The organism is Lysobacter arenosi, from assembly GCF_016613475.2.
Taxonomy (GTDB): domain Bacteria; phylum Pseudomonadota; class Gammaproteobacteria; order Xanthomonadales; family Xanthomonadaceae; genus Lysobacter_J; species Lysobacter_J arenosi.
Genome location: NZ_CP071517.1, coordinates 2,407,545 through 2,429,334, shown reverse-complemented (window position 1 = coordinate 2,429,334; position 21,790 = coordinate 2,407,545). Strand labels below are relative to the sequence as shown.

At 65.9% G+C, this 21,790-nt stretch carries 22 protein-coding genes; 9 read left to right on the top strand and 13 right to left on the bottom strand.

Annotated elements, in window-relative coordinates:
* The first annotated feature begins 129 nt into the window (after positions 1-129).
* Positions 130-1,452: a GAF domain-containing sensor histidine kinase gene (locus HIV01_RS11345; protein WP_200607188.1), complete on the top strand. Its 1,323-nt coding sequence runs from the start codon at positions 130-132 to the stop codon at positions 1,450-1,452.
* 139 nt (positions 1,453-1,591) lie between these two features.
* Positions 1,592-3,268, top strand: coding sequence for an NAD(P)/FAD-dependent oxidoreductase (locus tag HIV01_RS11340; protein WP_200607186.1), 1,677 nt, complete (start codon positions 1,592-1,594; stop codon positions 3,266-3,268).
* A 17-nt stretch (positions 3,269-3,285) separates the two neighbouring features.
* Here the strand turns inward: HIV01_RS11340 and HIV01_RS11335 are convergent, their stop codons facing one another.
* From HIV01_RS11335 to HIV01_RS11325, 3 genes are all read right to left on the bottom strand, one after another.
* A complete protein-coding gene (locus tag HIV01_RS11335; RefSeq protein WP_207526936.1) occupies positions 3,286-4,500 on the bottom strand; it encodes an SMP-30/gluconolactonase/LRE family protein in 1,215 nt (404 codons plus the stop codon).
* Complete coding sequence (locus HIV01_RS11330) at positions 4,451-4,795, bottom strand: 5-carboxymethyl-2-hydroxymuconate Delta-isomerase (RefSeq protein ID WP_200607181.1); 345 nt, start codon at positions 4,793-4,795, stop codon at positions 4,451-4,453. The genes HIV01_RS11335 and HIV01_RS11330 overlap by 50 nt, the downstream gene beginning before the upstream one ends.
* Before the next feature lie 63 nt (positions 4,796-4,858).
* Entirely contained in the window at positions 4,859-5,353 is a 495-nt protein-coding gene (locus HIV01_RS11325) for a lipocalin-like domain-containing protein (protein WP_200607179.1), read from the bottom strand.
* A gap of 119 nt (positions 5,354-5,472) precedes the next feature.
* Here HIV01_RS11325 and HIV01_RS11320 point away from each other — a divergent pair, with 119 nt between their 5' ends.
* Entirely contained in the window at positions 5,473-6,303 is an 831-nt protein-coding gene (locus HIV01_RS11320) for a LysR family transcriptional regulator (protein ID WP_245156784.1), read from the top strand.
* Positions 6,304-6,416: 113 nt separating this feature from the next.
* Positions 6,417-7,424, top strand: coding sequence for a hypothetical protein (locus HIV01_RS11315; protein WP_200607176.1), 1,008 nt, complete (start codon positions 6,417-6,419; stop codon positions 7,422-7,424).
* Here HIV01_RS11315 and HIV01_RS11310 read toward each other — a convergent pair.
* From HIV01_RS11310 to HIV01_RS11290, 5 genes are read right to left on the bottom strand one after another with little or no spacing between them, the layout of a single operon-like run.
* Positions 7,403-7,747, bottom strand: coding sequence for a hypothetical protein (locus HIV01_RS11310; protein ID WP_200607174.1), 345 nt, complete (start codon positions 7,745-7,747; stop codon positions 7,403-7,405). The genes HIV01_RS11315 and HIV01_RS11310 overlap by 22 nt on opposite strands.
* Positions 7,744-9,189 carry an efflux transporter outer membrane subunit gene (locus HIV01_RS11305; RefSeq protein ID WP_200607172.1) on the bottom strand — a complete coding sequence of 482 codons (1,446 nt, stop codon included), beginning with the start codon at positions 9,187-9,189 and terminating at the stop codon, positions 7,744-7,746. Before HIV01_RS11305 ends, HIV01_RS11310 begins: the two co-directional genes overlap by 4 nt.
* 7 nt (positions 9,190-9,196) lie before the next feature.
* Positions 9,197-10,378, bottom strand: coding sequence for an HlyD family secretion protein (locus HIV01_RS11300; protein ID WP_200607170.1), 1,182 nt, complete (start codon positions 10,376-10,378; stop codon positions 9,197-9,199).
* Between the two features lie 2 nt (positions 10,379-10,380).
* Positions 10,381-10,818: a DUF3302 domain-containing protein gene (locus HIV01_RS11295; protein WP_200607168.1), complete on the bottom strand. Its 438-nt coding sequence runs from the start codon at positions 10,816-10,818 to the stop codon at positions 10,381-10,383.
* 52 nt (positions 10,819-10,870) lie between these two features.
* Positions 10,871-11,251, bottom strand: coding sequence for a response regulator (locus HIV01_RS11290; RefSeq protein WP_207526935.1), 381 nt, complete (start codon positions 11,249-11,251; stop codon positions 10,871-10,873).
* Positions 11,252-11,443: 192 nt separating this feature from the next.
* On the opposite strand from HIV01_RS11290, the gene HIV01_RS11285 reads away from it, so the two are divergent.
* Positions 11,444-12,919 carry a sensor histidine kinase gene (locus HIV01_RS11285; RefSeq protein ID WP_200607164.1) on the top strand — a complete coding sequence of 492 codons (1,476 nt, stop codon included), beginning with the start codon at positions 11,444-11,446 and terminating at the stop codon, positions 12,917-12,919.
* Between the two features lie 4 nt (positions 12,920-12,923).
* On the top strand, positions 12,924-13,607 hold the full coding sequence (locus HIV01_RS11280; RefSeq protein WP_245156783.1) for a response regulator transcription factor: 684 nt from the start codon (positions 12,924-12,926) through the stop codon (positions 13,605-13,607).
* A 63-nt stretch (positions 13,608-13,670) separates the two neighbouring features.
* On the opposite strand, the gene HIV01_RS11275 is transcribed toward HIV01_RS11280, so the two are convergent.
* The 4 genes from HIV01_RS11275 to yczR all read right to left on the bottom strand — a co-directional run bounded on the left by HIV01_RS11275 (position 13,671) and on the right by yczR (position 17,539).
* Positions 13,671-14,177 (bottom strand): hypothetical protein, encoded by a 507-nt coding sequence (locus HIV01_RS11275; protein WP_200607161.1) that lies wholly within the window; start codon positions 14,175-14,177, stop codon positions 13,671-13,673.
* A 180-nt stretch (positions 14,178-14,357) separates the two neighbouring features.
* The gene (locus tag HIV01_RS11270; RefSeq protein ID WP_200607159.1) at positions 14,358-14,981 is read right to left on the bottom strand and encodes a cysteine hydrolase family protein; all 624 of its coding nucleotides are present in this window, start codon (positions 14,979-14,981) and stop codon (positions 14,358-14,360) included.
* Positions 14,982-15,005: 24 nt separating this feature from the next.
* Positions 15,006-16,037 (bottom strand): oxidoreductase, encoded by a 1,032-nt coding sequence (locus tag HIV01_RS11265; protein WP_200607157.1) that lies wholly within the window; start codon positions 16,035-16,037, stop codon positions 15,006-15,008.
* Positions 16,038-16,087: 50 nt separating this feature from the next.
* On the bottom strand, positions 16,088-17,539 hold the full coding sequence (gene yczR, locus HIV01_RS11260; RefSeq protein WP_200607155.1) for a MocR-like transcription factor YczR: 1,452 nt from the start codon (positions 17,537-17,539) through the stop codon (positions 16,088-16,090).
* Positions 17,540-17,599: 60 nt separating this feature from the next.
* Between yczR and yczE the strand changes: the two genes are divergently transcribed.
* The 3 genes from yczE (at position 17,600) to HIV01_RS11245 (ending at position 20,831) form a co-directional block, all read left to right on the top strand.
* Entirely contained in the window at positions 17,600-18,280 is a 681-nt protein-coding gene (gene yczE, locus HIV01_RS11255; protein WP_200607153.1) for a membrane protein YczE, read from the top strand.
* An 89-nt stretch (positions 18,281-18,369) separates the two neighbouring features.
* Positions 18,370-19,674 carry an HdeD family acid-resistance protein gene (locus HIV01_RS11250; RefSeq protein ID WP_207526934.1) on the top strand — a complete coding sequence of 435 codons (1,305 nt, stop codon included), beginning with the start codon at positions 18,370-18,372 and terminating at the stop codon, positions 19,672-19,674.
* A complete protein-coding gene (locus tag HIV01_RS11245) occupies positions 19,674-20,831 on the top strand; it encodes an MFS transporter (protein ID WP_200607149.1) in 1,158 nt (385 codons plus the stop codon). Before HIV01_RS11250 ends, HIV01_RS11245 begins: the two co-directional genes overlap by 1 nt.
* A 40-nt stretch (positions 20,832-20,871) precedes the next feature.
* Here the strand turns inward: HIV01_RS11245 and HIV01_RS11240 are convergent, their stop codons facing one another.
* Positions 20,872-21,639, bottom strand: a complete 768-nt coding sequence (locus HIV01_RS11240) for a TerC family protein (RefSeq protein WP_200607148.1) — start codon at positions 21,637-21,639, stop codon at positions 20,872-20,874.
* Positions 21,640-21,790: the final 151 nt, after the last annotated feature.

Below are 21,790 nucleotides of genomic sequence, written 5' to 3'. Positions count from 1 at the left end.
TAGTCCATGGCGAAAAGCTCGTCAGGGCAGCGTCAGCGAGCCCTCCGGCCCCATCGTCCCGAGCGACCGGCGGCCTCGTCGTTCTGGTCGTAGAATCGGCCAGGCGGGCCAACAGACAGGATCCGACCCATGAGCTCCTATGATCGCCAGCCGCATCTCTTAGCGGAAATCGATGCGACTGCGCTTCTGCAGAGCCGGCCGCGGCGCACGCCCGACTGGCGCCAGGAGGCCGAGGCGCTTGCCTCGCTGGCGGAGGTCTTTGCAGAGGCCCCGGAAAAACTTGCGCAGGCCCTCGTCGAGGCAGCGGTGAGCATGACCGGTGCGCAGGCGGCAGGGATCAGCATCGACGAAGTGCATTCAGTGCCGCGCGTCTTCCGTTGGGTGGCCACTGCCGGCACTTACTCGCGCTATATCAACGGTACGATGCCCTGGGATTTCAGTCCTTGCGGCGAAGTGGTGAGGAGGGATGCTCCGATCCTCATGCGTGAGATGCAGAAGCTCTACGCGTACGTGAAGGAGCTCAATGAGCCGCCGCACGAGGTCCTGCTCGTCCCGTTCCGACATAGGGGCGCACCGGTGGGAACGGTCTGGGTGGTGAGCCATGACGAGCGCAAGCACTTCGACAGCGAAGACCTTCGAATCGTACAGACGCTCACGCGTTTCGCCGCGGCCGGAGTCGAGACCGCCGGCCTGGTCAAACACCTGTCTGCCGCCAATGCCGCGCAAGCCGACGAGCTTGCCGATCACGCAAAACGCGATGCCAGCAAGGACCGCTTCATGGCGCTGCTGGCCCATGAGATGCGCACACCCTTGTCGGCGATCTCTCTCAATGCACAGCTGATCAAGCGGGTGGGCGGTGACGCCGGGAGGCGCGACGCCGCGGTCGCCATCCTGGAGCGGCAGACCAGGTTCATGACTGCGCTCATACGGGACATGACCGACGTGGTGGCCATCCGCGAGGGCAAGCTGAGCCTGTCGATGGCAGCCATCGCGATCCAGGACGTCGTTGCCGGGGCGTTGGACGCGTGTGGTGACCAGATGCGATCGAAGGGTCAGCAACTGCATCTCCACATTCCGGAAGAAGCTGTCGTGGTCGAGGGAGACATCGTTCGCCTGACCCAGGTCGTGGTCAACCTGGTCAACAACGCCATCAAGTACACGCCAGAACACGGCAGGATCGAGATCGACGTCGTGCGCGGAGAGCACTCCCTGGCGCTTTCCGTATCCGATTCAGGCATCGGGATCGACTCATCGCAGATCTCGGGCATCTTCGACATGTACATGCAGGTGCAAGTGGATGACCGTCCCGTCGACAGCGGCCTGGGCATCGGTCTGTGGCTGGTCAAGCAGATCGTCAGGCTGCATCGGGGCGATGTTTCGGCGGCGAGCGAAGGTCTGGGAAAGGGCAGTACCTTCACGGTCACGTTGCCCATCCGCCATGCCCGCCTCTGACAGGCATTGATGGGGCTCCGGTGTTGCCCGGCGCCAATCGCCCGGTGCCGTCCCGAGGCGCTGGCGCGACCCATGGCGGACATTTCCCGTCTTCGAGCCTAAAATCATGCGTCAGGGCCGAGCGCCCACGAGATCATCCTTGCTCAGACTGACCGACCTCAACCTGCCGCTTGACCACTCCGAGCCGGAACTGCGCCAAGCGATCCTGGCGCGACTGGGCATCGCCGACGACGAGCTGACCGGCTACACCGTCGCCAAGCGCAGCTATGACGCGCGCCGACGCGGCGCGATCGTGCTGATCTACTCGATCGATGTGGACACGCCGCGCGAATCCGACATCCTCCGACAGGTTCAGCTCGACGCCGAATCCACGCAGTTCGCGCGCTCCGGCGACAGAAGCAAGGTCATGCCCACGCCGGACACGAGCTACAAGTTCGTGGCGCGCGCGTCGGACAACTTGCCACTGCGCCCGCTTGTCATCGGCATGGGTCCGTGCGGCCTGTTCGCCGCCCTCGTGCTCGCGCAGATGGGCTTCCGTCCGATCGTGCTGGAGCGCGGCAAGGCCGTGCGCGAGCGCACCAAGGACACCTGGGGCCTGTGGCGCAAGAAGGTGCTGAACCCCGAATCCAACGTGCAGTTCGGCGAGGGCGGGGCGGGTACGTTCTCCGACGGCAAGCTGTGGAGCCAGATCAGCGACCCGAAGCACTACGGGCGCAAGGTCATCGACGAGTTCGTCAAGGCTGGCGCACCGGAAGAGATCGCCTACGTCAGCAAGCCGCACATCGGCACCTTCCGCCTGGTGTCCATGGTCGAGGAGATGCGCGCGACGATCGAATCCCTCGGCGGCGAAATCCGCTTCAGCCAGCGCGTCGACGATCTGCTGATCGAGACCGACAGCGCCGGTACGCGCCATGTGCGCGGCGTGACGCTGCAGGGCGGCGAGCAGCTTCGCGCCGACCACGTCGTGCTGGCGCTGGGCCACAGCGCCCGCGACACGTTCGCGATGGTGCACGCACGCGGCGTCTTCGTCGAAGCCAAGCCCTTCTCGATCGGCTTCCGCATCGAGCATCCGCAATCACTCATCGATACCGCCCGCTTCGGTCCGCAGGCCGGGCATCCGCTGCTCGGGGCGGCCGACTACAAGCTCGTGCACCATTGCCGCAACGGCCGTTCGGTGTACAGCTTCTGCATGTGCCCGGGCGGTACGGTGGTGGCCGCGGCCAGCGAACCCGGCCGCGTGGTCACCAATGGCATGAGCCAGTACTCACGCAACGAGCGCAACGCCAATGCGGCGATTGTCTGTGGCATCACGCCGGAAGACTACGCCCGCTACGGCGAGGGCCCGCTCGCCGGCATCGAACTGCAGCGGCACTGGGAAGCGCGGGCGTTCGAGCTCGGTGGCGGTGATTACGAAGCGCCGGGCCAGTTGGTGGGCGATTTCCTGAAGGGGAGGGCGTCGAGCGAGTTCGGCACGGTGCTGCCCTCGTACAAACCCGGTGTTCGCCTGGGCGATCTCGCGCCATCGTTGCCCGACTACGCAATCGATGCGATCCGCGAAGCGCTGCCGGCGTTCGAGAAGCAGATTCGTGGCTTCGCGATGCACGACGCGATATTGACCGGCGTGGAAACCCGCACGTCCTCGCCGGTGCGGATTACGCGTGGCGAGGACGGCCACAGCTTGAACACGCGTGGCCTGTTCCCGGCAGGCGAGGGCGCCGGCTATGCGGGCGGCATCCTGTCGGCCGGCGTCGATGGCATCCGCACCGCCGAAGCGGTCGCGCTCGATATCGTTTCACGCACCAGCCGAGCGGCGTAGCGCTCCTTCGTTGCGACCTACTTCATGGTCGCCGGAATGCGGAAGCGCGCTATCGTCCAGCGCGTGACCTCCTCTTCCCATTCATCGCCTTCGGCCGCGGTGATGGGAAGGGACAGGTTGATCACCAGCATCCAGTCACCCTGCACGGCGCTGGCGGCCGGGAACAACAGGCCGCGCGGTGCTCCGTCGGCGTCGATGCCCTCGAACCTGCCTGCACGCGCGCGCACGCGTCCCCTCTCGTCCAGCGCGACGATGTTGTCGATCTGGTTGGTGGCCACCCAAAGGAACCCGCGGTGGAACAGGAGCCCGTCGGCGCCATACATGCCTTCCGCCAGCACGGTCACCGGCCCTGCAGGCATGGTCATGCGCAGTACGCGGCCGTCGCCGGCATTGTTGATGTAAAGGATCTTCTCGTCGGCGCTGAACGCCAGGCCGTTGGCGCCGAACGGCAGCGCGCCCGTGGTGCCAAGCAGCGCATCGCGCGAGAACACCTCGACCTGGCATGGCGCGCATTTCGTGGCATTGGCGATCCGGTAGATCGCGCCCTGGAACGAATCGGAAACGTACAGGTTGCCGGCGCGATCGAACACCATGCCGTTGATGGCGGGCAGACCGGATGCGCCGTAAGTGATCCGGTCGTGGCTGCCGTCGGGATTGTCGATGCGACGTTCGGTCGGTGCAGCGGGTGAAAGCGCGGCGAACGTGGCCACGTCCTCGATCGGGCTGTTCGCGTCGAAACTGGCCGGAATGCGCTGCAGCTTCGATGCGCCGAAGTTGAGCATGTAGACCTGTCCATCGCGGAACGCCAGACCGGTCAGCGGAGTCGCGCCGAAGCTTCGTTGTGCGATCACCTTGCCCTGCGCGGAGTACCGCAGCACCTGGTTGTTGCGCGCGGATGCCGGCTCGCGTGCATCGAACGTGCCGACGAAGAACTCGCCGCTGGCCGGATCGACGGTCATCCCTTCCGGTTGGCGAACACCTGCCGGCAGTTCGGCGAACCGCTCGACGTCGATCAGGACGGGCCCGTCCGGCGCGGCCACCGCCTGCGACGACCAGAGCAGGAACAAGGCGGCAACCCGCCACATCGACCTCTTCATCTTCGCCTCCGGCGCCAAGCCTTGAACGGCCGCTTCTGGTCGACAACGGGCATTGCGGCTGGGGGAGGTCATGTCGGCCTGGAAGTCACAGCATCGCGCGATTGAAATAGGTCGCCTTCTCGAACTCGGCAACATTGACGGCAATACGGGGAAGCTCCGGAAACATCGCGGCAAGCTCGGTGACGATGGCCTTCGACAAGGCGGCGCGTTGCTCGACCGTGCGTCCCTCCATGATCCAGGCGAAGGTGTGGATGAAGTCCTCCCGACCACCGCCGACGGAATTGATCGCGAAGGGGTTCACCCGGATCTTGATGTCCGATTCTTGGAACAGCCCGGAAGCATTCACCACTCGATGCAGCCGGGTGATGATCGATTCTTCATCCTGAATCTTCAGGATTGCCTGGGAACAGTCGACTACGAAGTGCGGCATGTTGCCTCCGTTGGGTGAAGCGTGAGTCGGAGGCGCGAGCGCCCCCGAACGAGAGTGTCCGGCTCAGTCGAGCCGGCGCCACACGGACACCGGGATGCTGCCATCCGGCCGCGGCGGAACCTTGTAACGAAGCTCGGCGCCGTCAAACGTGTACTGGCGCTTCTGGGTCGTGCCTTCCCAGTTCGGGAAGGACGAGCCGTCAATCGAGAACACCAGCACCGCTGCCCGCTCGTCGATCTCCATGGTGCCGTAGTGGGTGCTGCTGCCCATGACGGCTGACTTCAGTTCCTCGCCACTGCCGTCGGCCTTGCTGTCGCTGGCAAAGCGCAGACGTTCGGACTTGAAGATCTGCAGCGAGTAGCGCCCCTGGGCATCGACGACGAGCCTGCCCTTGGGGTTCCCACCGTAGTCCCGCACGGTCTCGCCACCCGGAAGGATCTTGTCCGCTGCGACGAGTGTCCAGGTGCCTTGCAGGGGGAAGAGGGGTGTAGGCGCTGGCGCGTCGCGCGCGGCCAGCCCCGCCAGCATTGCGACAAAGGCTCCGGTCAGGGTTTTCATGGCGTTGGGTCCTCGTGGATGGGATTGACTGCCCCAATCCTAGGCCGCTTGCGTCATACGAAAAACGCATCTACAACGATATCTGGCATTTCGGAATCGAATGACTCCAGATGAAAGCGATGGACGTGGATGCGGTCAGGGCCTTCCTGCTGGCGTCCGACCTGCAGAGCTTCACCCGGGCAGCGGACGTGCTGGGCACCACCCAGTCCGCAGTCAGCCTCAAGCTGCGGCGCCTGGAAGATCAACTGGGCCGCCGCCTGCTGGAACGCACGCCCCGGCATGTCCGTCTCTCTGCGGAGGGTCTGGCCTTTCTCGGTGTTGCGCGCGAGCTGGTGTCGTCCCACGACCGCGCGGCCGCCGCCTTCGAGACCGAACAGCGCCGCCTGGCGATCGGCATCAACCAGCAGCTGGTCGGCAGCGAACTCCCTCTGCTCTTGCGCCGGATGCGGGAGCACGACCCGAACCTGCTGGTCGAGATCCGCATCGCCGGCACCAACGAACTCATGCAGGCCCAGGAGCGCGGGGAGCTCGACGCGGTGCTGGTGCTGCGCCCTGAGGATCGCGGCAAGCGCGGCAAGATAGTGTTCGCCGAGTCCTTCTCATGGTTCGCCGCGGCCGGCTGGGAGCCGCGTGCCGGCCAGCCGGTGTCGCTGGCGACGCAAGGCGAGTCGTGCCGTGTCCGCATGGAGGCAGTACGCGCGCTGGACCGGGCCGGCGTCGAATGGCGCGAGGTCTTCGTCGGCAAGGGCGCCGCGATCCTGGGGGCGGCCGCTGTCGCCGGCCTCGCGGTGGCGCTACTGGCGCGGCGTGCGGCGCCGCCGGGCACGGTCGACGTTAGCGGACTGCTGTCGTTGCCGACGATTCGCGCGCAGGACGTGATGCTTTACAGCACCCTCAGCGACCGGCGAACGCGCGATGCATTGCGCGTGCTCACGTTGGCGTTCCAGTAAGGACCCTGGGCATGTCGCCTGTCACCGTCGTGGAGGTCCCGACTCCCGATTGGGCCTTTTGTGGCACGATTCCGCGGTAGCCGCTGCGGGGGCCGGCGCGACAGGGGACATGGATGAGAAGGTTGGTTCTTGCGGCTGGCCTGCTACTGCATATCGCGGGATGCAGTCAGGAACGTGTGCCAGCGAGCGTTCCACCGGTCGGGCAGCAACAACCCGGCCAGATGGCAGGCCTGCAACCAGAAGAAGACCAGCCCGTCGCGGCTGACGCCCGGCTACTGCCACAGGCCGCGACTGCGCGCGAAGTGATTGGAATCCTGCGCGAGCGCGTCGACGCGGGGGATCCCAAGGCGACCTGCCAACTGGCGCGGGAGGTCGAGTTCTGCGCCGGTTCGGAAGAGGCGAGTCACCGCATGGCCATGGTCGCAGCGCGCATCAAGGCCGACAGCGGGGCAGTGTTGAACAGGAACGACGTGCTCCAGACCATGGCTGAGCTGGCGAAGGTCCGAAGCGAATACTGCGCTGGAATGCCTCCGGCAACTCCATCCGATAGCGTCAACCTGTGGCGGAAGGCTGCTTTGCGCGGCCACCTCCCGTCCATGTTGCAGTACGGCGCTGGCCTGGCCTTCCGACAGGATCGCCTCCTCGACACCTTGGACGAACTGAAGGACTATCGTCGTGACGGTGTCGAGATGACGAAACACGTTGCTCGAAGCGGAAACCTGCATGCCAACCTGATGCTTGCGCGCGCCTACGCACCGCGCAGCACGGGGCCAGACCTGACGCCATTGTTGCGCCAGGCCGTGTCGCATGATGCTGCGCAGGCGCTTGCGTACTACATGATGGCGCAGGAGTTGCAGCGGACGGTTACGTCTACTCGCATCAGCGCGCTCCAGCTGCAGACCGAGGCGAACGGGCTGCGCTTGATGATGTCACCGGACGAGATCAGCGAGGGCACGCGTCGTTTCGATGAGTTGCGGCGCACCCTGAAGCCTGCGGCTGGCGCCGAGTTTGATCCGATCGCACAACGTGAGCGGGATATGCAGCAGCCGGTTGCAGGCACCGAACTGTGTGAACGCAACGAGTTCGTCTCGCCCTGGGCTCATCGGCGCTCCCAGCTGTGATACAGCCAGACCAGCGCCCCGCCGAGCGCAAGCGATGGAACCAGGCCATCGAGGAATGGCCCGAGGCCAGATGCCTCCGCCTTGGCGGGGTAGTACCGCGAAAGCACGAACCAGAATGCGATTGCCACGACCAACGCCATCAACCCTGATCTGGTTCGAAGCCGCCGGCGCTCTTTGCTCAGCGACGCGAGCCTCAGGACGACAAGATCGGCCACGGCGATGCCGAACAGGAACAGATAAAGCTCCTCGCCGTGGGCGAACAGTGTTCCGGCGATCAGGACCAGAAGTGCAATCACGAGGGTGAACCCGTCACGCTGCATCATGGTCCAGGCCATCCCTGGACAGCGACTACTCCCGGCCGCGGCGAGTCGAAGTTCCCGCCGAGCGCCAGATGCAGGTCGACGCGACGGTCGAGGCGCTCCCGCTGAACCGATAGCAGGGCCACTTCGGCAGCCCGCGCAGCAAGCTGACGCTGATTCACCGCGCGCAGATCGGACCTGCCAATCCGGTAGGACGTCATTTCCAGGTTCAATGCTTCTTCAGCGGCAGCGGCGGTCTTTTCGAGAATGAGCTCGCGCTCACCCAGGATGTGCTCGGCATTCAATGCGCTCTCGACCTCGCCAAGCGCCATCAAGGCCCGGCGAGCGTAGTCGGCAACCGCCTCCTTCTGTTCCGCGGTCCGCAGCGCGACCTGCCCGCTGAGTGCGCCACCTGTGTAGAGGGGCGCGGCCGCGGTGCCGGCGATGCTGGCGATGCGCTGCTCGAGGACGTCGCGGGTCTCCAGGACCTCGTTGCTGAGGCGGCCATAGCCAGCCGAGATCGAGAACGACGGAAGCTGCGCGGCCTTGGCTTCGCCTACCTTGTCGAACGCTGCGGCGACGCGGCGTTCGGCCCCGACCATGTCCGGACGACGATTGAGCACGTCCATGGGAATGCCGGCGGGCACGGGCCCAGGGAGCGGCGTGAGCGTCGCGGACGCGACCATGTCGGCCCCTGGGTAGCGGCCGAGCAGAAGCTCCAGTGCCCGCAGGCTTTGGCGATGCGCAAGCTCGACTTGCTGCTCCGCATCCTGGTAGCCGTTGAGATTGGCGCGCGCGGCGACCGAGTCGACTTCGCTGCCGGCGCCTATGCGCTGGCGGTCCGCCGCAAGCTCGGTCAGCGCCTTCGCGGACTGCACCATCCTGGTCGCCAGTTCTTGCTGCTGGCGCGCCTCGCTGGCGACGAACCAGGCCCGCGCCACCGCGGCCGCCAGTGATTGCTGGGCGTAGCGGTACTCCGCGCTGGTGGCATCGCGCGCGGCGGCAGCGGCGTTGCGCGCGTAGCGCATCCGGCCCCACAGGTCGACTTCCCACGACAGTCGAAACATCGCGCCGCTGAGCAGCGGTACCAGGTCCGCCACCGGCTTGGATCCGGTGCGGCCGAGCAATGTGATACCGGGCTTCAGCTGTGCCTGGGCCATGTCGAGCTGGGCGTTGGATTGCTCGAGGCGGGCCGCCGCCATGTGCAGGTCAGGATTGTTGGCCAGCGCCTCGTGCACCAGCTGGCTGAGCACGGGATCGTTGAAGTTGGCCAGCCAGCCCTCGTCTACCTGCGCCGCGCTCGCCGCGGCCGACCAGTTGGGGGGAATCGCGGTGCCGGCGAGGGCTTGCGCCTGCACTACGGATCCGGTCGGCTCGGGGAGCGCGGCGCAGCCTGCAAGTGCTGCGAGCAGGCACGAAGCCAGCACGCAGCGGGTAACGGGGCGGGATAGGTAAGTGATGGACATGCCGGCCTCAATGCAGCTTGAGAACCAGCCAGTCGAGCTTGGAACTGACACGAATGACTACCTTGCGGATGATGTGGAGAAACTCTCCGTGATCGGTGTAGATCGCACCCTGTCCCTGTGCGCCCATGGCGAGGAACATGTCCTTGTGCTTGCCGGTCGGGCGCAGGCGCACCGCGATGCGGCCCGGCGGGATCGGCTGCGATCCAGACTGCGGAACCATGCCGCCCATCGGCATCTGGCCCGTGCCGGTAGCCCAGATGATCGAATCGACCTTGCTCTTGATGATCGTGTTGGGGTGGGTCTTCAGCGCGATCTCGGCGTCGTTGCCGGGCTCGACATTGCCGAGCTCGTTCTGGGAGTACAGCGCCAGCACCCATTGCTCGTGCTCGACGAAGCTCATCACCGGCGTCAGCGGCAGGTTCGCGGCATAGGAACCCTCGCGCAGCTGCAGGTTGATGACGGTGCCGTCGGAGGGGGCGCGCACGGTTGCCTGGTCGAGCTGCCACCTGGCCTGGACGATCTGCGCCTTGAGCTGCTCCATCGCCGAGCGGGCCTGGGCGACTTCGGACAGCTGTCCATCGCGCGTCTTCGCCGACAGCTTCTGCCGCACCTGAGCCATCTGCGCAGTGGTCGACGCCAGTTCCGAGCGGAGGCTCGCTGCTTCGGTCTGCGCCTGCTCGTGGTCAAACGCCGGCCCGGCACCGCTCTGCGCAAGCTCGGCCGTCTGGCGCTCGCGCCGTTCGGCCAGGGCGAGGCGGGCGGCCACTGCGTCGCTGGCCGAGCGGGAAGAGTTCAACTGCTCGTTGAGTTCGCGCTGGTAGGCGAGGGCACTGTCGAGCTTGGCGGACAGCTCCGGCGCCTTCGCCTCGAGGGCCATGAGCTCCTGCTGGAAGGGCACCGGGTCGATGCGGAACAGCACGTCGCCCTTCTTCACCGGGCGATTGGCTTCGACCGGGACCTCGATGACGCGGCCCGGGACGCGCGGAACCACCTGCACGACGTAGTTGACGACGCGCACGTCGGCCGACGAAGGGGCGACCACGTTGAGGACCAGGATCGTCGCGCTCAGGGCGAAGATCGGCAGCGACACCACGATGACCTGCGATACGAAGGTCCATGGCAGCCACTTGAACTTGAAGAAGACCAGCCAGACGAAGAACGAATAGATGAGTAGGAGGATGATCTCCATGATCAACCCGCCGTGCCAACGGACTTGTCACCGACATCCGTATCGGCGAGCCCAGCCAGCACTGCAGTCCCGTGCTCCTTGTGATGGCGCTCGATGCCCGCATCGTGAAATGGCGTAAGCGGCTCGCCGTGCTCGGGATGGTCGGAGACATCGGTGCCGTAGGCGAGCTTGTGAAACACCGGCTTGGTGTACGCCCACAGCCAGGCCAGCGGCCAGAGCAAGCCGCCGAAGACCAATGACAGCAGGCATAGCGTCTTGATCGCCGCCAGCTGCGGATGCCGGCGTTGCTCGGCGATCTTCTCGGGCAGGATGTGGACCAGCCAGAACACGGTGATCAGCGCAACCGGCACGACCACCAGCGCTATCCAGGAAACGACATTGGCTGCGGCATCCAGCGTCTCGCCGCTGAGCAGAGATGCGCTTGCCGGACGGGGCAGCATTGCAGCGCCGGCGAGCAGAGGGATCGCCCACAACCGTGGGGTGTGGCCGCGCCTATGCACCTGGCGACCTTGAGCGGATGGCGGAAACAATGGCATCAATCAGCAACTCGTCTTCTATTGGCTTGGTGAGGTACGCGTGCGCGCCAGTGGTCAGCGCACGTGCTCGGTTGGTGCTCGTGTCGTTTCCGGTCAGAACAACAACCGGAATGAGTAGGAGCACGGCGGAAAGCGCAAGCAGGACGTCGAGTCCGCTGTGGTCGCCCAGGTTCAGATCGAGCACGACGCAGTCCACAGGGATGCTCGGGGCATGGCGCAGAAAGTCGCGTCCAGACGCGTAAACCAGCACGTCAAATCCTGATGAAGCGAGCAGTCGGTACAGGGCGCGCCTGACGCTTTCTTCGTCATCCACGACAGCAATGATTGGCGGCTTCATCTGCATCGGCGGCCAAGGTAATGGCGATTCCTGCGAGGCGGAATTGGCCTTTGGGCCTACGTCGCCAGCACCAGCGTTTGAAGTAATCACTCGGAACGAAGTGTTTCACCACGCATTCACGGAGCATTCCCGTGCGCGGTGAACTTACGTGCTAAAAACTTCGCCCCGAACTAGAACTCGACAAGAACCCTGATGAATTGGATTGAGCTGGCGTGGCCAATGCTCGCGAGCGCAAGTCTGATCGTCGCGCTTGCACACGCCCTGGTCCATTTCGCACGACCGCTGCATCGCGTCCATCTCGCCTTCGCCTTGGCGGCCGCATCCATTGGTGTCCTGGCGCTGCTGGAGCTGGTGACCTATCGCACCCAGTCGCCCGAGACCATGGCGGTCCTCATCCGCTGGATGCACGTGGCGATCACTGCAATGGTGTTGTCGCTGATATACGTGCTGCACCACTGGTTCGGGTATGGGTCGGTGCGCATCGCGATCGCCGCGGCAGTCTTGCGCGTGATCGCGCTCGTGATCGACTTCACCGTGGGCGACAACCTCACGTTCCTCGTCGTGGAGCAGGTTGGTCGCTCGATCTGGTGGGGCGTACCGGTTTCGCATCCAATCGGCATGGCCAATCCCTGGGTAATCGTGGGGCAGGCGAGCAATGCATTGGCCCTGGCCTACATCGGCCAGACGATCTGGCGGGCCCGGAACGAGCCGGCCTCGGCACGCAACGCGGCATGGATCGTGGGCGGAAGCTGGTTCCTGCTGGTAGGCGTCATGGTGGCGGACGCGACCCTGATGGCGTTCGGGTTGCCGCGTCCACCGATGATCGCCGCCCCGGGTTTTGCCATCGTGGTGGTCACCACGAGCTACCGGCTGGTCAGCGAACTGTTCCGTTCCGATCGCCTGGCGATGCAGTTGCAGGAGAGTGAACTGCGCCGACTGCGTTCGGAGCAGGAGGTGGAAGCCGAGCGCGCAAGCCTTGCCCACCTGTCGCGCGTCGCCGTGCTCGGAGAGCTCTCCGGGTCCTTGGCCCATGAGCTGAACCAGCCGCTGACGGCCATTCTGAGCAACGCGCAGGCTGCGCAGCGGATCCTGCGCCGGGAACCGACCGGGGTCGCCGAGGTTCAGGAGATCCTGTCCGACATCATTGCGGACGATCGCCGCGCGGGCCAGGTGATCGGGCGGGTGCGCGGCTTCCTGAGGAAGGAGACGCATGAGTTCGCGCCACTGTCGGCCAATGAGGTGGTCCAGGACTGCGCCCGGATGATGCGCCGAGAGCTGCAGGACCGTGGCGTGGCGCTCCACCTCGACCTCGCGCCGGGATTGCCCGCGTGCCTGGGCGACCGGGTGCAGCTGCAACAGGTGCTGGTCAACCTGATCGTGAACGCCTGCGACGCGATGCACGCTGTCCCCGGCGAGCGCACCGTCCGGGTCCGCACGTCTTCCAATGAACGCAGCGTGCTTGCCGAGGTCGCTGACACGGGCACCGGGGTTGCCGAGGCAATCGTCGATCAGATCTTCGAGCCGTTTGAAACCACCAAGGCCACGGGCATGGGTCTTGGCCTCTCGGTGTGCAGGACGATCATCCAGGCGCACAACGGCCGCATCTGGGCCGAGCGCAACATGCCGGTTGGTGCTTGTCTCTGCTTCGAGCTTCCCCGTTATGGCTGAGGTCATGCAGGAACCGATCGTGTACGTCGTGGACGACGACCCCGGTGTTCGCAAGGCGCTGGCGCGCCTGCTGGAAAGTGAAGGGTTCCGGACCTCGCTGAGCCCATCGCCCCAGGCGTTCCTGGAGACATACGATCGCACCGTGCCCGGCTGCATGGTGCTCGATGTCGCCATGCCGGGAACGAGCGGGCTGGAGTTGCAAATGCAGATGCCGGCACTGGGTTTGGACTGCCCTGTGGTCTTCCTGACTGGAAGCGGCGACATCCCCAGCAGTGTCCGTGCGATGAAGGCCGGTGCCGTCGACTTCCTCACCAAGCCGGTCGACGCCGACGCGCTGATCGAGGCGGTGAGTCGCGCCGTGGCACGGGACACGGAGATACGCCGGGCCGCGCTGGAACGGAGGGACGCAGGCGCCTTGCTCGACACGCTGACACCACGCGAGCGCGAGCTCGTGCCCTACTTGCTCACTGGCCGACTCAACAAGCAGATCGCGGCTGATCTTGGCGTCGTCGAGAAGACCATCAAGATCCATCGTTCCCGCGTGATGCACAAACTTGGCATTCGCTCGCCAGTGGAGCTGCTCCGCTTTCTCGAACGCACGGGCCGCCCGCACTCGCAGGGTCCGGGCGAAGGCACCCTGCAGGTCGAGCTGCCGCCAAAATCAGTGATGATGCTGAAACTGGATTGATGCAGTGGGGATTCCCCTGCATCAACCAGGATTTGGCAGGGCTTCGAGCGACGACCGTAGCTCTCAGTCGGTCGGTACGCGAAGCATCAGTGCGCCGACGCGGTCCGGCGTGGGGCCAGCCGGGAAGTTGCTGTGGCACATGGCGCACTCTGCGCGGAAGTTGCTCAGCGGGATCGATCGCCGGTAGTACCACTTGCCCTTGACCTTCTCCACCCGCGTCAGCGCCGTGCCCGTTTCAAGTGCGGCGGCAAGCGCGTCCTCCTCGAAGTCGTCGAGGGGCATGTCGTTGGCCTGCAAGGGCTGGTCGATGCCAACCAGGCGCATGTCGCGGTTCTGGTCGTTGAAGATCAGCGAGATGGATTTCTTGCCTTCCTCGACGTTCTGCGGCGTGGTTTCATCGAACTCCTGCGTGAGTGCGGCGAACATCGTCGCCAGCATCAGGTCGCTGGTGCGTACGGCGAAGTCGATCTTTGCCTGGGTCGGGGGTGGTGACGCGTAGGCCATCGTGGCGATGCCCAATCCCGCCACCAGTGCCAGCCTGCGACCGCGCTTGCTGTGATGAAACGCCATGGTCCGTTCCTCCTTGTGGCTTCAACGGTATGCCTGGAGCGTGGCTCCTCAGTTGCCAACGCAAGCGGCAATGCCAGGCGGACGCTCGTCACGGAGGTGGGAATTTTTGCTGCAATGGTGTCGAACCAGGACGCGTATTCCCTGTTCAGGATGTACGCGCCGAGGGCGGCAAGGTCGGCATCAACCGGAGCTGGGCAGGGCTTCGAGCAGCTGATCGGTGGTGACGATGGCATGGGCGAATGTCGGTGCATTCACCGCATGGGCAGCGTCCATCCCGGCTGCGCTGAACGCCGCGGTCGCGTCCTTCACCAGCGTCACGTGGTAGCCCAGCTCCATCCCGAACCTGGCCGTGGACTCGACGCAGGTATTTGCGACCATGCCGACCAGGATGATCTTGCGTATCCCGTGCAGCTTGAGCTGGGCATCGAGATCAGTGTTGGCAAAGCCGCTTTGGCCCCAATGCTGGTGGACGACGATGTCGCCAGGCTTGGGACCGAACTGCGGATGGAACTCGCCACCCCAGCTGCCTTCGGCGAACAGCTGCGTCTTGCGGACACCTTCCTGGGAATGGTTGATCTGCAACCAGCTGTCGTAGTCGCCCGGACGCCAGCGGCGGTGGGGGACGATGAAGACCCGGATCGACGCTGAGCGGATGGCGGCAATGACGCGCGGCAGATTCTCGTAGAACCCCGACGCCATCGCGGTTTCCTTCGTCGCCTCATAGAGCTTGCCGCCTTCGCTCATGAAGTCGTTGTAGGGATCGATGACCAGCAGGCCAGTCTCGCTGGCAGGGTACGCAGTCATTGCAGACTCCTTCAGGGACGTTGGCTATGGTGTGCGCCCGCTCGATGCCGAGTCGATCGCCGCCTGCATGACGGCCATGACCCGGATGGCCTCATCCGGCGGGACAGGATTGGGGCCTTTACCTGCGATGGCGTCCGCGAGTTCCGCATAGAACCTGGACTGGTCGCCCGACAGGGCTGGCCGTGTCTGGGCCGGCCCGTCATCGCTTTGCCATTGCAGCGGGTCCGGATCGGTTCCCCACTGCGAATCGCCTGGTCGCAGGCCCGCCAGCAGCTGCTGCTCCTGGCGATCGGGGCGTGCCTTGATCATGGATCCGCCTGTGCCATGCACGACGAAGCGCGGTCCGAGGATCGCAGCAAGCATCCCCACGTGGAGGATCGCTCTGATCGGGCCGAACCCCAGCACGACGTGCGCCCAATCGTCGGTGGTCGCACCGCTGCGTTGCATCGCAAAGTTTGCCTGCACGCTGTCGGGTGATCCGAACAGGGTCAGCGCCTGGTCCACCAGGTGCGGGCCAAGATCCCACCACAACCCCGTCGCGGGTCCCGGACGCTCGCGCCAACGATCGCGCACCTGCGGACGGAAGCGTTCGATGCGTGATTCGAAATGGCGCACTTCACCGATGAGCCCTTCGCCCAGCGCCTGCCGCACCGACAGAAAGTCGCTGTCCCAGCGGCGATTGTGGAACACCGAAAGGAGTCGGTCGTGTGCCTGCGCGGTCGCGCTCAGCTCGCGCGCTTCCGACAGGCTGGGTGTCATCGGCTTGTCGACCACGACATGCTTGCCTGCGCGAAGCGTGGCCTGGGCAAGCGGGAAGTGCGTGTCATTGGGCGTGGCGATCACGACCAGGTCCACGCCCGGGTCGACGACCGCCTGCATCGGATCGCCCTCAACCGCGATGCCGGGGAGATCGGCCCGCACCTGATCGGGCCGGCTCGAGGCAATCAGCGCCAATGACAGGCCCGGTACGGCCTGGATCAGCGGCGCGTGGAAGGTTCGCGCGGCATAGCCGTAACCGATAAGGGCGACGCGCGCTGGACTCGAAGGGCTGCTCATGCCGGATGGCCTGGTTGCGGATTCATGGCAAAGGTCCCGCGAAGCACGTTCTAGAGTATGACCACCCGCGAGCCTTCGCGACGACCCGAGGCCCGGCTCGGGGCCCGCGACCAGACATCGGCGATGCGCCGGACGGCTTCGATCAATTCATCTTCCGGCCGCACGTAGGGGATGCGCAGCCATTGGTCCGCGCCGCCTTCGACGCTGAACATCGGGCCGGGCGGGACATGCACGCCGACGGTCTCCAGGTTCGCTGCCAGTTGCGTGGCGCTGCCATGGGGCAACTGCAGCCAGAGCGTCATGCCGCCTTCGGGCAGCCGGAAACGCCAGTCCGGCAGTCGTTCGCCGATGGCGTGGGCGAGGGCATCGCGACGCTGGCGCAGTTGCGCGCGCCGCGTTGCGATGACGTCATCGTCTTCGAGCAGTTCGGTAACCACCAGCTGGTCGAACAGCGCCGTGCCCAGGTCGAACTGCAAGCGGGCCTTGATGAGCCGATCGATCAGGTCGTGCGGCGCGCGGATCCATCCGACGCGCAATCCGCTCCAGAGCAGTTTCGACACACTGCCGATGGTGATGGCGCCCGGCGCGTGCGCGGCGAAGGGCAGGGGCATGCGGACGTCGCCCAGTGCGATGGCCTGCAGCGATTCGTCGACAACCGCGGTCGTGCGCGTGGCATGCAGCGCGGCGGCGTAACGCGCGCGCTGGTCGTCGCGCATCAGGAAGCCGGTGGGATTCTGGAAGTCGGGGATCGTGTACGCCAGGAGCGGCCGCGTCTGCCGCAGCGTGGCCTCGATGCCCTCCAGGTCCCAGCCTTCCTCGCCCAGCGCATCGCCCATGGGTGACGCAACCAGGCGCGCGCCTCCCAGGCGCAGTGCTTCGATGACGTTCGGGTAGACCGGCGATTCGATCATCACCCGGTCACCGGGCCGCGACAGTGCGCGCGCGACGACGGCCGTGCCTGCCAGCGCGCCGGAGGTGACCATGATCTGTTCGGGCTCGGTCGGCAATCCACGCCGCGCGTACATCTGCGCGATCAGGGCGCGCAGCATCGGCAGGCCGGTGGGGCGGTGGCCGTCGCTTCCAAGGTGACTGGGCAACCTTTCGAGGGCGCGTTCGTAGGCGGAGGAAATGCCCGCAATCGCGGCCGTGGCGGCGCAGTTGAGATCGATGGCGCCTTCCAGTGCCTGCGCGCTGGCGAGCGAGCGCAGCGAGTGTTCGTGCGCGCGGCGACGGTCGTCGGGAACGGCGGCGAACGTGCCCGCACCCTGGCGCGTGGTCGCGAAACCGGCGGCGACCAGGTCCACATAGGCGCGGGTGACCGTATTGCGCGAGACCGCGAGCGCCTGCGACACCGCCCGCTCGCTGGGCAGGCGGGTGCCGAGGGGAATGCGGCCGTCGCCGATGAGTTCCTGCAGGACCTGGCGCAGCCCGCGGTAGGCCGGCTTGCGCGGGAACTGGCCGATCAAAGTGGCCAGGTGCTCGGGGGTCAGGGACCGGTTCATGAGGCCACTATGGCGAAAGTGGCTCTACGTGGAAGTGCCAATCGTCCAGATACTGGCCCCATGAATCCCGACACCTCCCCCCTTGGACTGGCCAATCTCGGCCCGCTCGCCCAGCTCCGGGCCGGCCGCCTGCCCGAACGGCTCGTGCGCCTGCTGGCCGGCCTGTGGCTGTACGGCGTCTCCAACGCGCTGTTGATGGAAAGCGGGCTCGGCGGCTCGCCATGGGTGGTATTCCACCAGGGCGCGTCGTTGCACCTGCCGCTGTCGCTCGGCGTGATCATGATCCTGGTCGCGGTGGCGGTGTTGCTGTTGTGGATCCCGCTGCGGCAGATGCCCGGGCTGGGCACCCTCGCCAACACGCTGCTGCTGGGGCCGTTCACCGACGCCAATCTTTGGATGCTCGATACGCCCGAGTCGTTGCCGCTGCGTTGGCTCTGCCTGGTCGGTGGCGTGGTGGTGTGTGCGATCGCCACGGCGCTCTACGTGGGTGCGCAGCTCGGTCCCGGACCGCGCGACGGCCTGATGACCGGATTCGCGCGCCGCACGGGTGGGTCGATACAGCGCGTGCGCACCAGCATCGAGATCGTCGTGCTCGCGATGGGCATGGTGCTGGGCGGCACCGCCGGCGTCGGCACCATCGTGTTCGCACTGTGTGTCGGGCCGATCACGCAGTTCTTCATGCGCTACCTGGTGCTGCGCCTGGAGGCGCCGACGGAAAAGGTTTCCGCTGCGGTTTCGTAGCGTGGCCGTGGCGCGCACCAGCCCTCACGGCATGCCAACGCCAGCGGTAGTTCCATTCGCTGGAGGCGATACCCGAGGCGCGGTAACCCATGGTGCGTTTGGCGATGCTGTTGCTGGGAGCCGATTCGATACGCCATCGCTGGTGGCTGCTGTGCCTGTACGGCCTGCTGGGGATCGCATTGGCCTTGTGGCTGGTGCTCGATGCCACCGACGGCGAGCTGTTCTACACCGTCGATGCGCTCGGTCTGTTGCTGGTGTTGCAGGGCCTGACGGCGTTGCTGCGGGCCACGGGCAAACCACCGCGGGTGCGGCAGCTGCTCTACGTGCGCGGGCTGATACTGCTGCTGCTCGGGGTGATGATCGCGCTGCCGCTGAGCCTGGACAATGGCCTGCCCGATCGCGTTCTGTTCGCCACCGCCTTCCTCGCCGATGGCGCGCTGCGCGTCGCTTCGGCCTGGGTCGTGCGCTTCCCGCACTGGCGCATCGCCATGGTCGCCGGTCTGGTCGAACTGTTCGCCGCCGTCGCCATCGGCAGCAACTGGCCGCTGCATCACCACTACACCGTGCCGATGGTGTTCGCCGTGATCCTGGCGGTGTCGGGCTGGAGCGCGATCATCCTGGCGTTGCAGATCCGCAGCTTGCCGCAAGGCCGGTCGATCACCTCGCTGCCGATCTTCTCGGCACGCAGCTGGTACAACGCCACCGCCACGCCGGTGGTGATCGACAGCCGGCCGGCCGTGCATGATGCGCCGATGACGCTGTACGTGTGGACGCCGGTGGGATCGGCCGAACATCCGCAAAGACGACTACTGGTCGACCGCTACATCGCCGCGGTCGATGCGAACGGCGTGATCTCCACGGGCCACTCGGCGCTGGAGCGATTGCCCGACCTCTATATCAGCCACTACCCGGCAGTGGAGATCGACCATGCCCCCGATGATTTCGCCGCGTTGCTGCGCGCCGGTCCGGAGAACGACATCGCGGGCCGCTGGCAGCCCGACCATGCCTTCGAGGTCGGCCAATGGTGCGAGGCCGACCAGCAGGTCCACTTCAAGTACTACAACGCCGGCGCGCTGGAGCAGTTCTGGGCGAACTACCGCGTCGACGCCACCTACAACCTCACCAGCCGCAGCTGCTCGACGGTGACTGCGTTGGCGATCGAGTCGGCACTGGAAGGCACGCTGGCCAGTTCCCGGCCGATGCTGACGCTCCTTCGCCTGCTGTGCGATGCCAATGTATGGACGGCAGCCATCCTGCGCCGGCGCGGCGCGACGATGGCATGGACGCCGGGCCTGGTGCTGGACTATGCGCGATTGCTGCGGGTGATCGTTGGCGAGGGGTATTCGCGCCAGCGCGCCAACCACGGCATCGCCGCCAACCGGGAAACGGCCTGATGTCAGCCACGACCCGCGGCAGCGTCACGGCCCTGCTGCCCGTGCACGCCGCCGCTGCGGTGTTCGGCCTCGCGTATGGCCTGAGTGCGCCGCTGATCTCGCTGGCATTGCATGAGCGCGGCATCACCGAGTCGGTGATCGGCGCCAACGCGGCGATGTATGCGCTGGGCGTTCTCGCCATGGCGCCGCGCTTGCCCGGGTCGATCACCCGCTGGGGCAGCTGGCCGTTGCTGGTGTTCGGCCTGCTCGTTGTGGCGCTGACGCTGCCGTTGTTCTGGCTGCTGCCGTGGATCGGCGTGTGGTTCGTGCTGAGGTTCCTGCTCGGCGTCGGCTCCGAGACGGTGATGGTGCTGACCGAAACCTGGGTCAGCAACTCCAGCGAGGAAGCCCGACGCTCGACCAACATCGCCGTCTACACCGCCAGCCTGTCGGCGGGATTCGCGATCGGTCCGGCGATCCTCAGCGTGCTGGGCACGCACAGCTGGGTGACGTATGCGGTCGGCGGTGTCCTGCCGCTGATCGCGTTGGGCGTGCTCGCCGCCGGACGCGCACGACCGCGCGCTGTCACCGGAAGTGGCGATTCCCGCGGTCTGCTGGCACTGGCCGCCGCCGCGCCGCTGGCGATGGCCGGCACCGCGCTCAATGCCGCGCTGGAGGCTGCCGGCCTGTCGATGCTGCCGATCTATGCCGTGCAACAGGGCTGGTCGCCGGCATCGGCCAGTTTGCTGATCTCGACGTTGATGCTCGGCGCGATCGTGCTGCAGCTACCGATCGGCTGGCTCGGCGACCGCTTCCCGCGGCGGCCGCTGATCCTGCTGCTCAGCGTGCTGTCGGCCGCAGGCGCCTGCTTGTGGCCATGGGTGATGGCCAGCGCGCCGCTCGCCTACGGATTGCTGTTCGTCTGGGGTGGCGCATTCGTCGGCATCTACACCCTGATCGTCACCGAGGTCGGCACGCAGTTCCATGGCAGCGAACTGGTTGCCGTGTATGGCGCCATGTCGGTGGCCTGGGGTGCAGGCGCGCTGCTGGGGCCGCTGGGCGCGGGCCTGGCGCTGGAAATCTCCGCGCACGGTTTGCCGTGGTTCGCTGCGGTTTGCTGTGCGCTGTTCGCGCTGGGACTGATGATGTCGCCGCGCGCTGCCGAGCCGAACGTTTGAAGCGGCCGACCCGAAGGCCGGCCGCTTCCGCATCAGGACATCACGCCGACGGTGCGTCGTCCGTGAACCGCTCGTGCAGCTTCACCGGCGCGACCTTGGATTGTTCGCGCTTGCGGATCCAAAGGTTGATCATCTCGACGAACACCGAGAAAGCCATCGCCGCGTAGATGTAGCCCTTCGAGATGTGCTGGCCGAAGCCATCGGCGATCAGCACCAGGCCGATCATGATCAGGAAGCTCAGCGCCAGGATCTTCACGGTCGGGTGGCGCTCGACGAAATCGCCGATCGGTCGGGCGAACATCAGCATGAAGACGATCGAGATCAGGATCGCGGTGACCATCACCCAGCGCTCGTCGACCATGCCCACGGCGGTGATGATCGAGTCCAGCGAGAACACGATGTCGAGCACCATGATCTGGGCGATGATGCTGGCGAAAGTCGCCGTCGCCGCGCCGACGCTGACATGCTCGCTGGCGCCTTCCAGTTTCTGGTGGATCTCATGGGTGGCCTTGCCGATCAGGAACAGGCCGCCGCCGATGAGGATGAGGTCGCGCCAGGAGAACTCATTGCCCAGCACCGAGAACAGCGGTGCGGTCAGGCTGACGATCCAGGCAATGGCCAGCAGCAGGCCCAGTCGTGTCACCGCAGCCAGGGTGATGCCCAGTCGGCGGGCCTTGTTGCGCTGCTCCGGCGGCAGTTTGCCGGCCAGGATCGAGATGAAGATGATGTTGTCGATGCCGAGCACGAGCTCGAGCGCGGTCAGCGTCGCCAGTGCAATCCAGATTTCGGGGTTCAGCAGTACGTCCATTGGGAGCTCGTCGGAAGGGCAGGGGTGCCACGACGACTGCGTATCCGATGGACGCACCTTCGCCGTGGAACGGCGAAGGTCTTGCTCGCAGGCCGCCTCAGGCGACCTGCTGCTGCACCGGGGACGAATCCCGTAATGACGGTGACAGCAT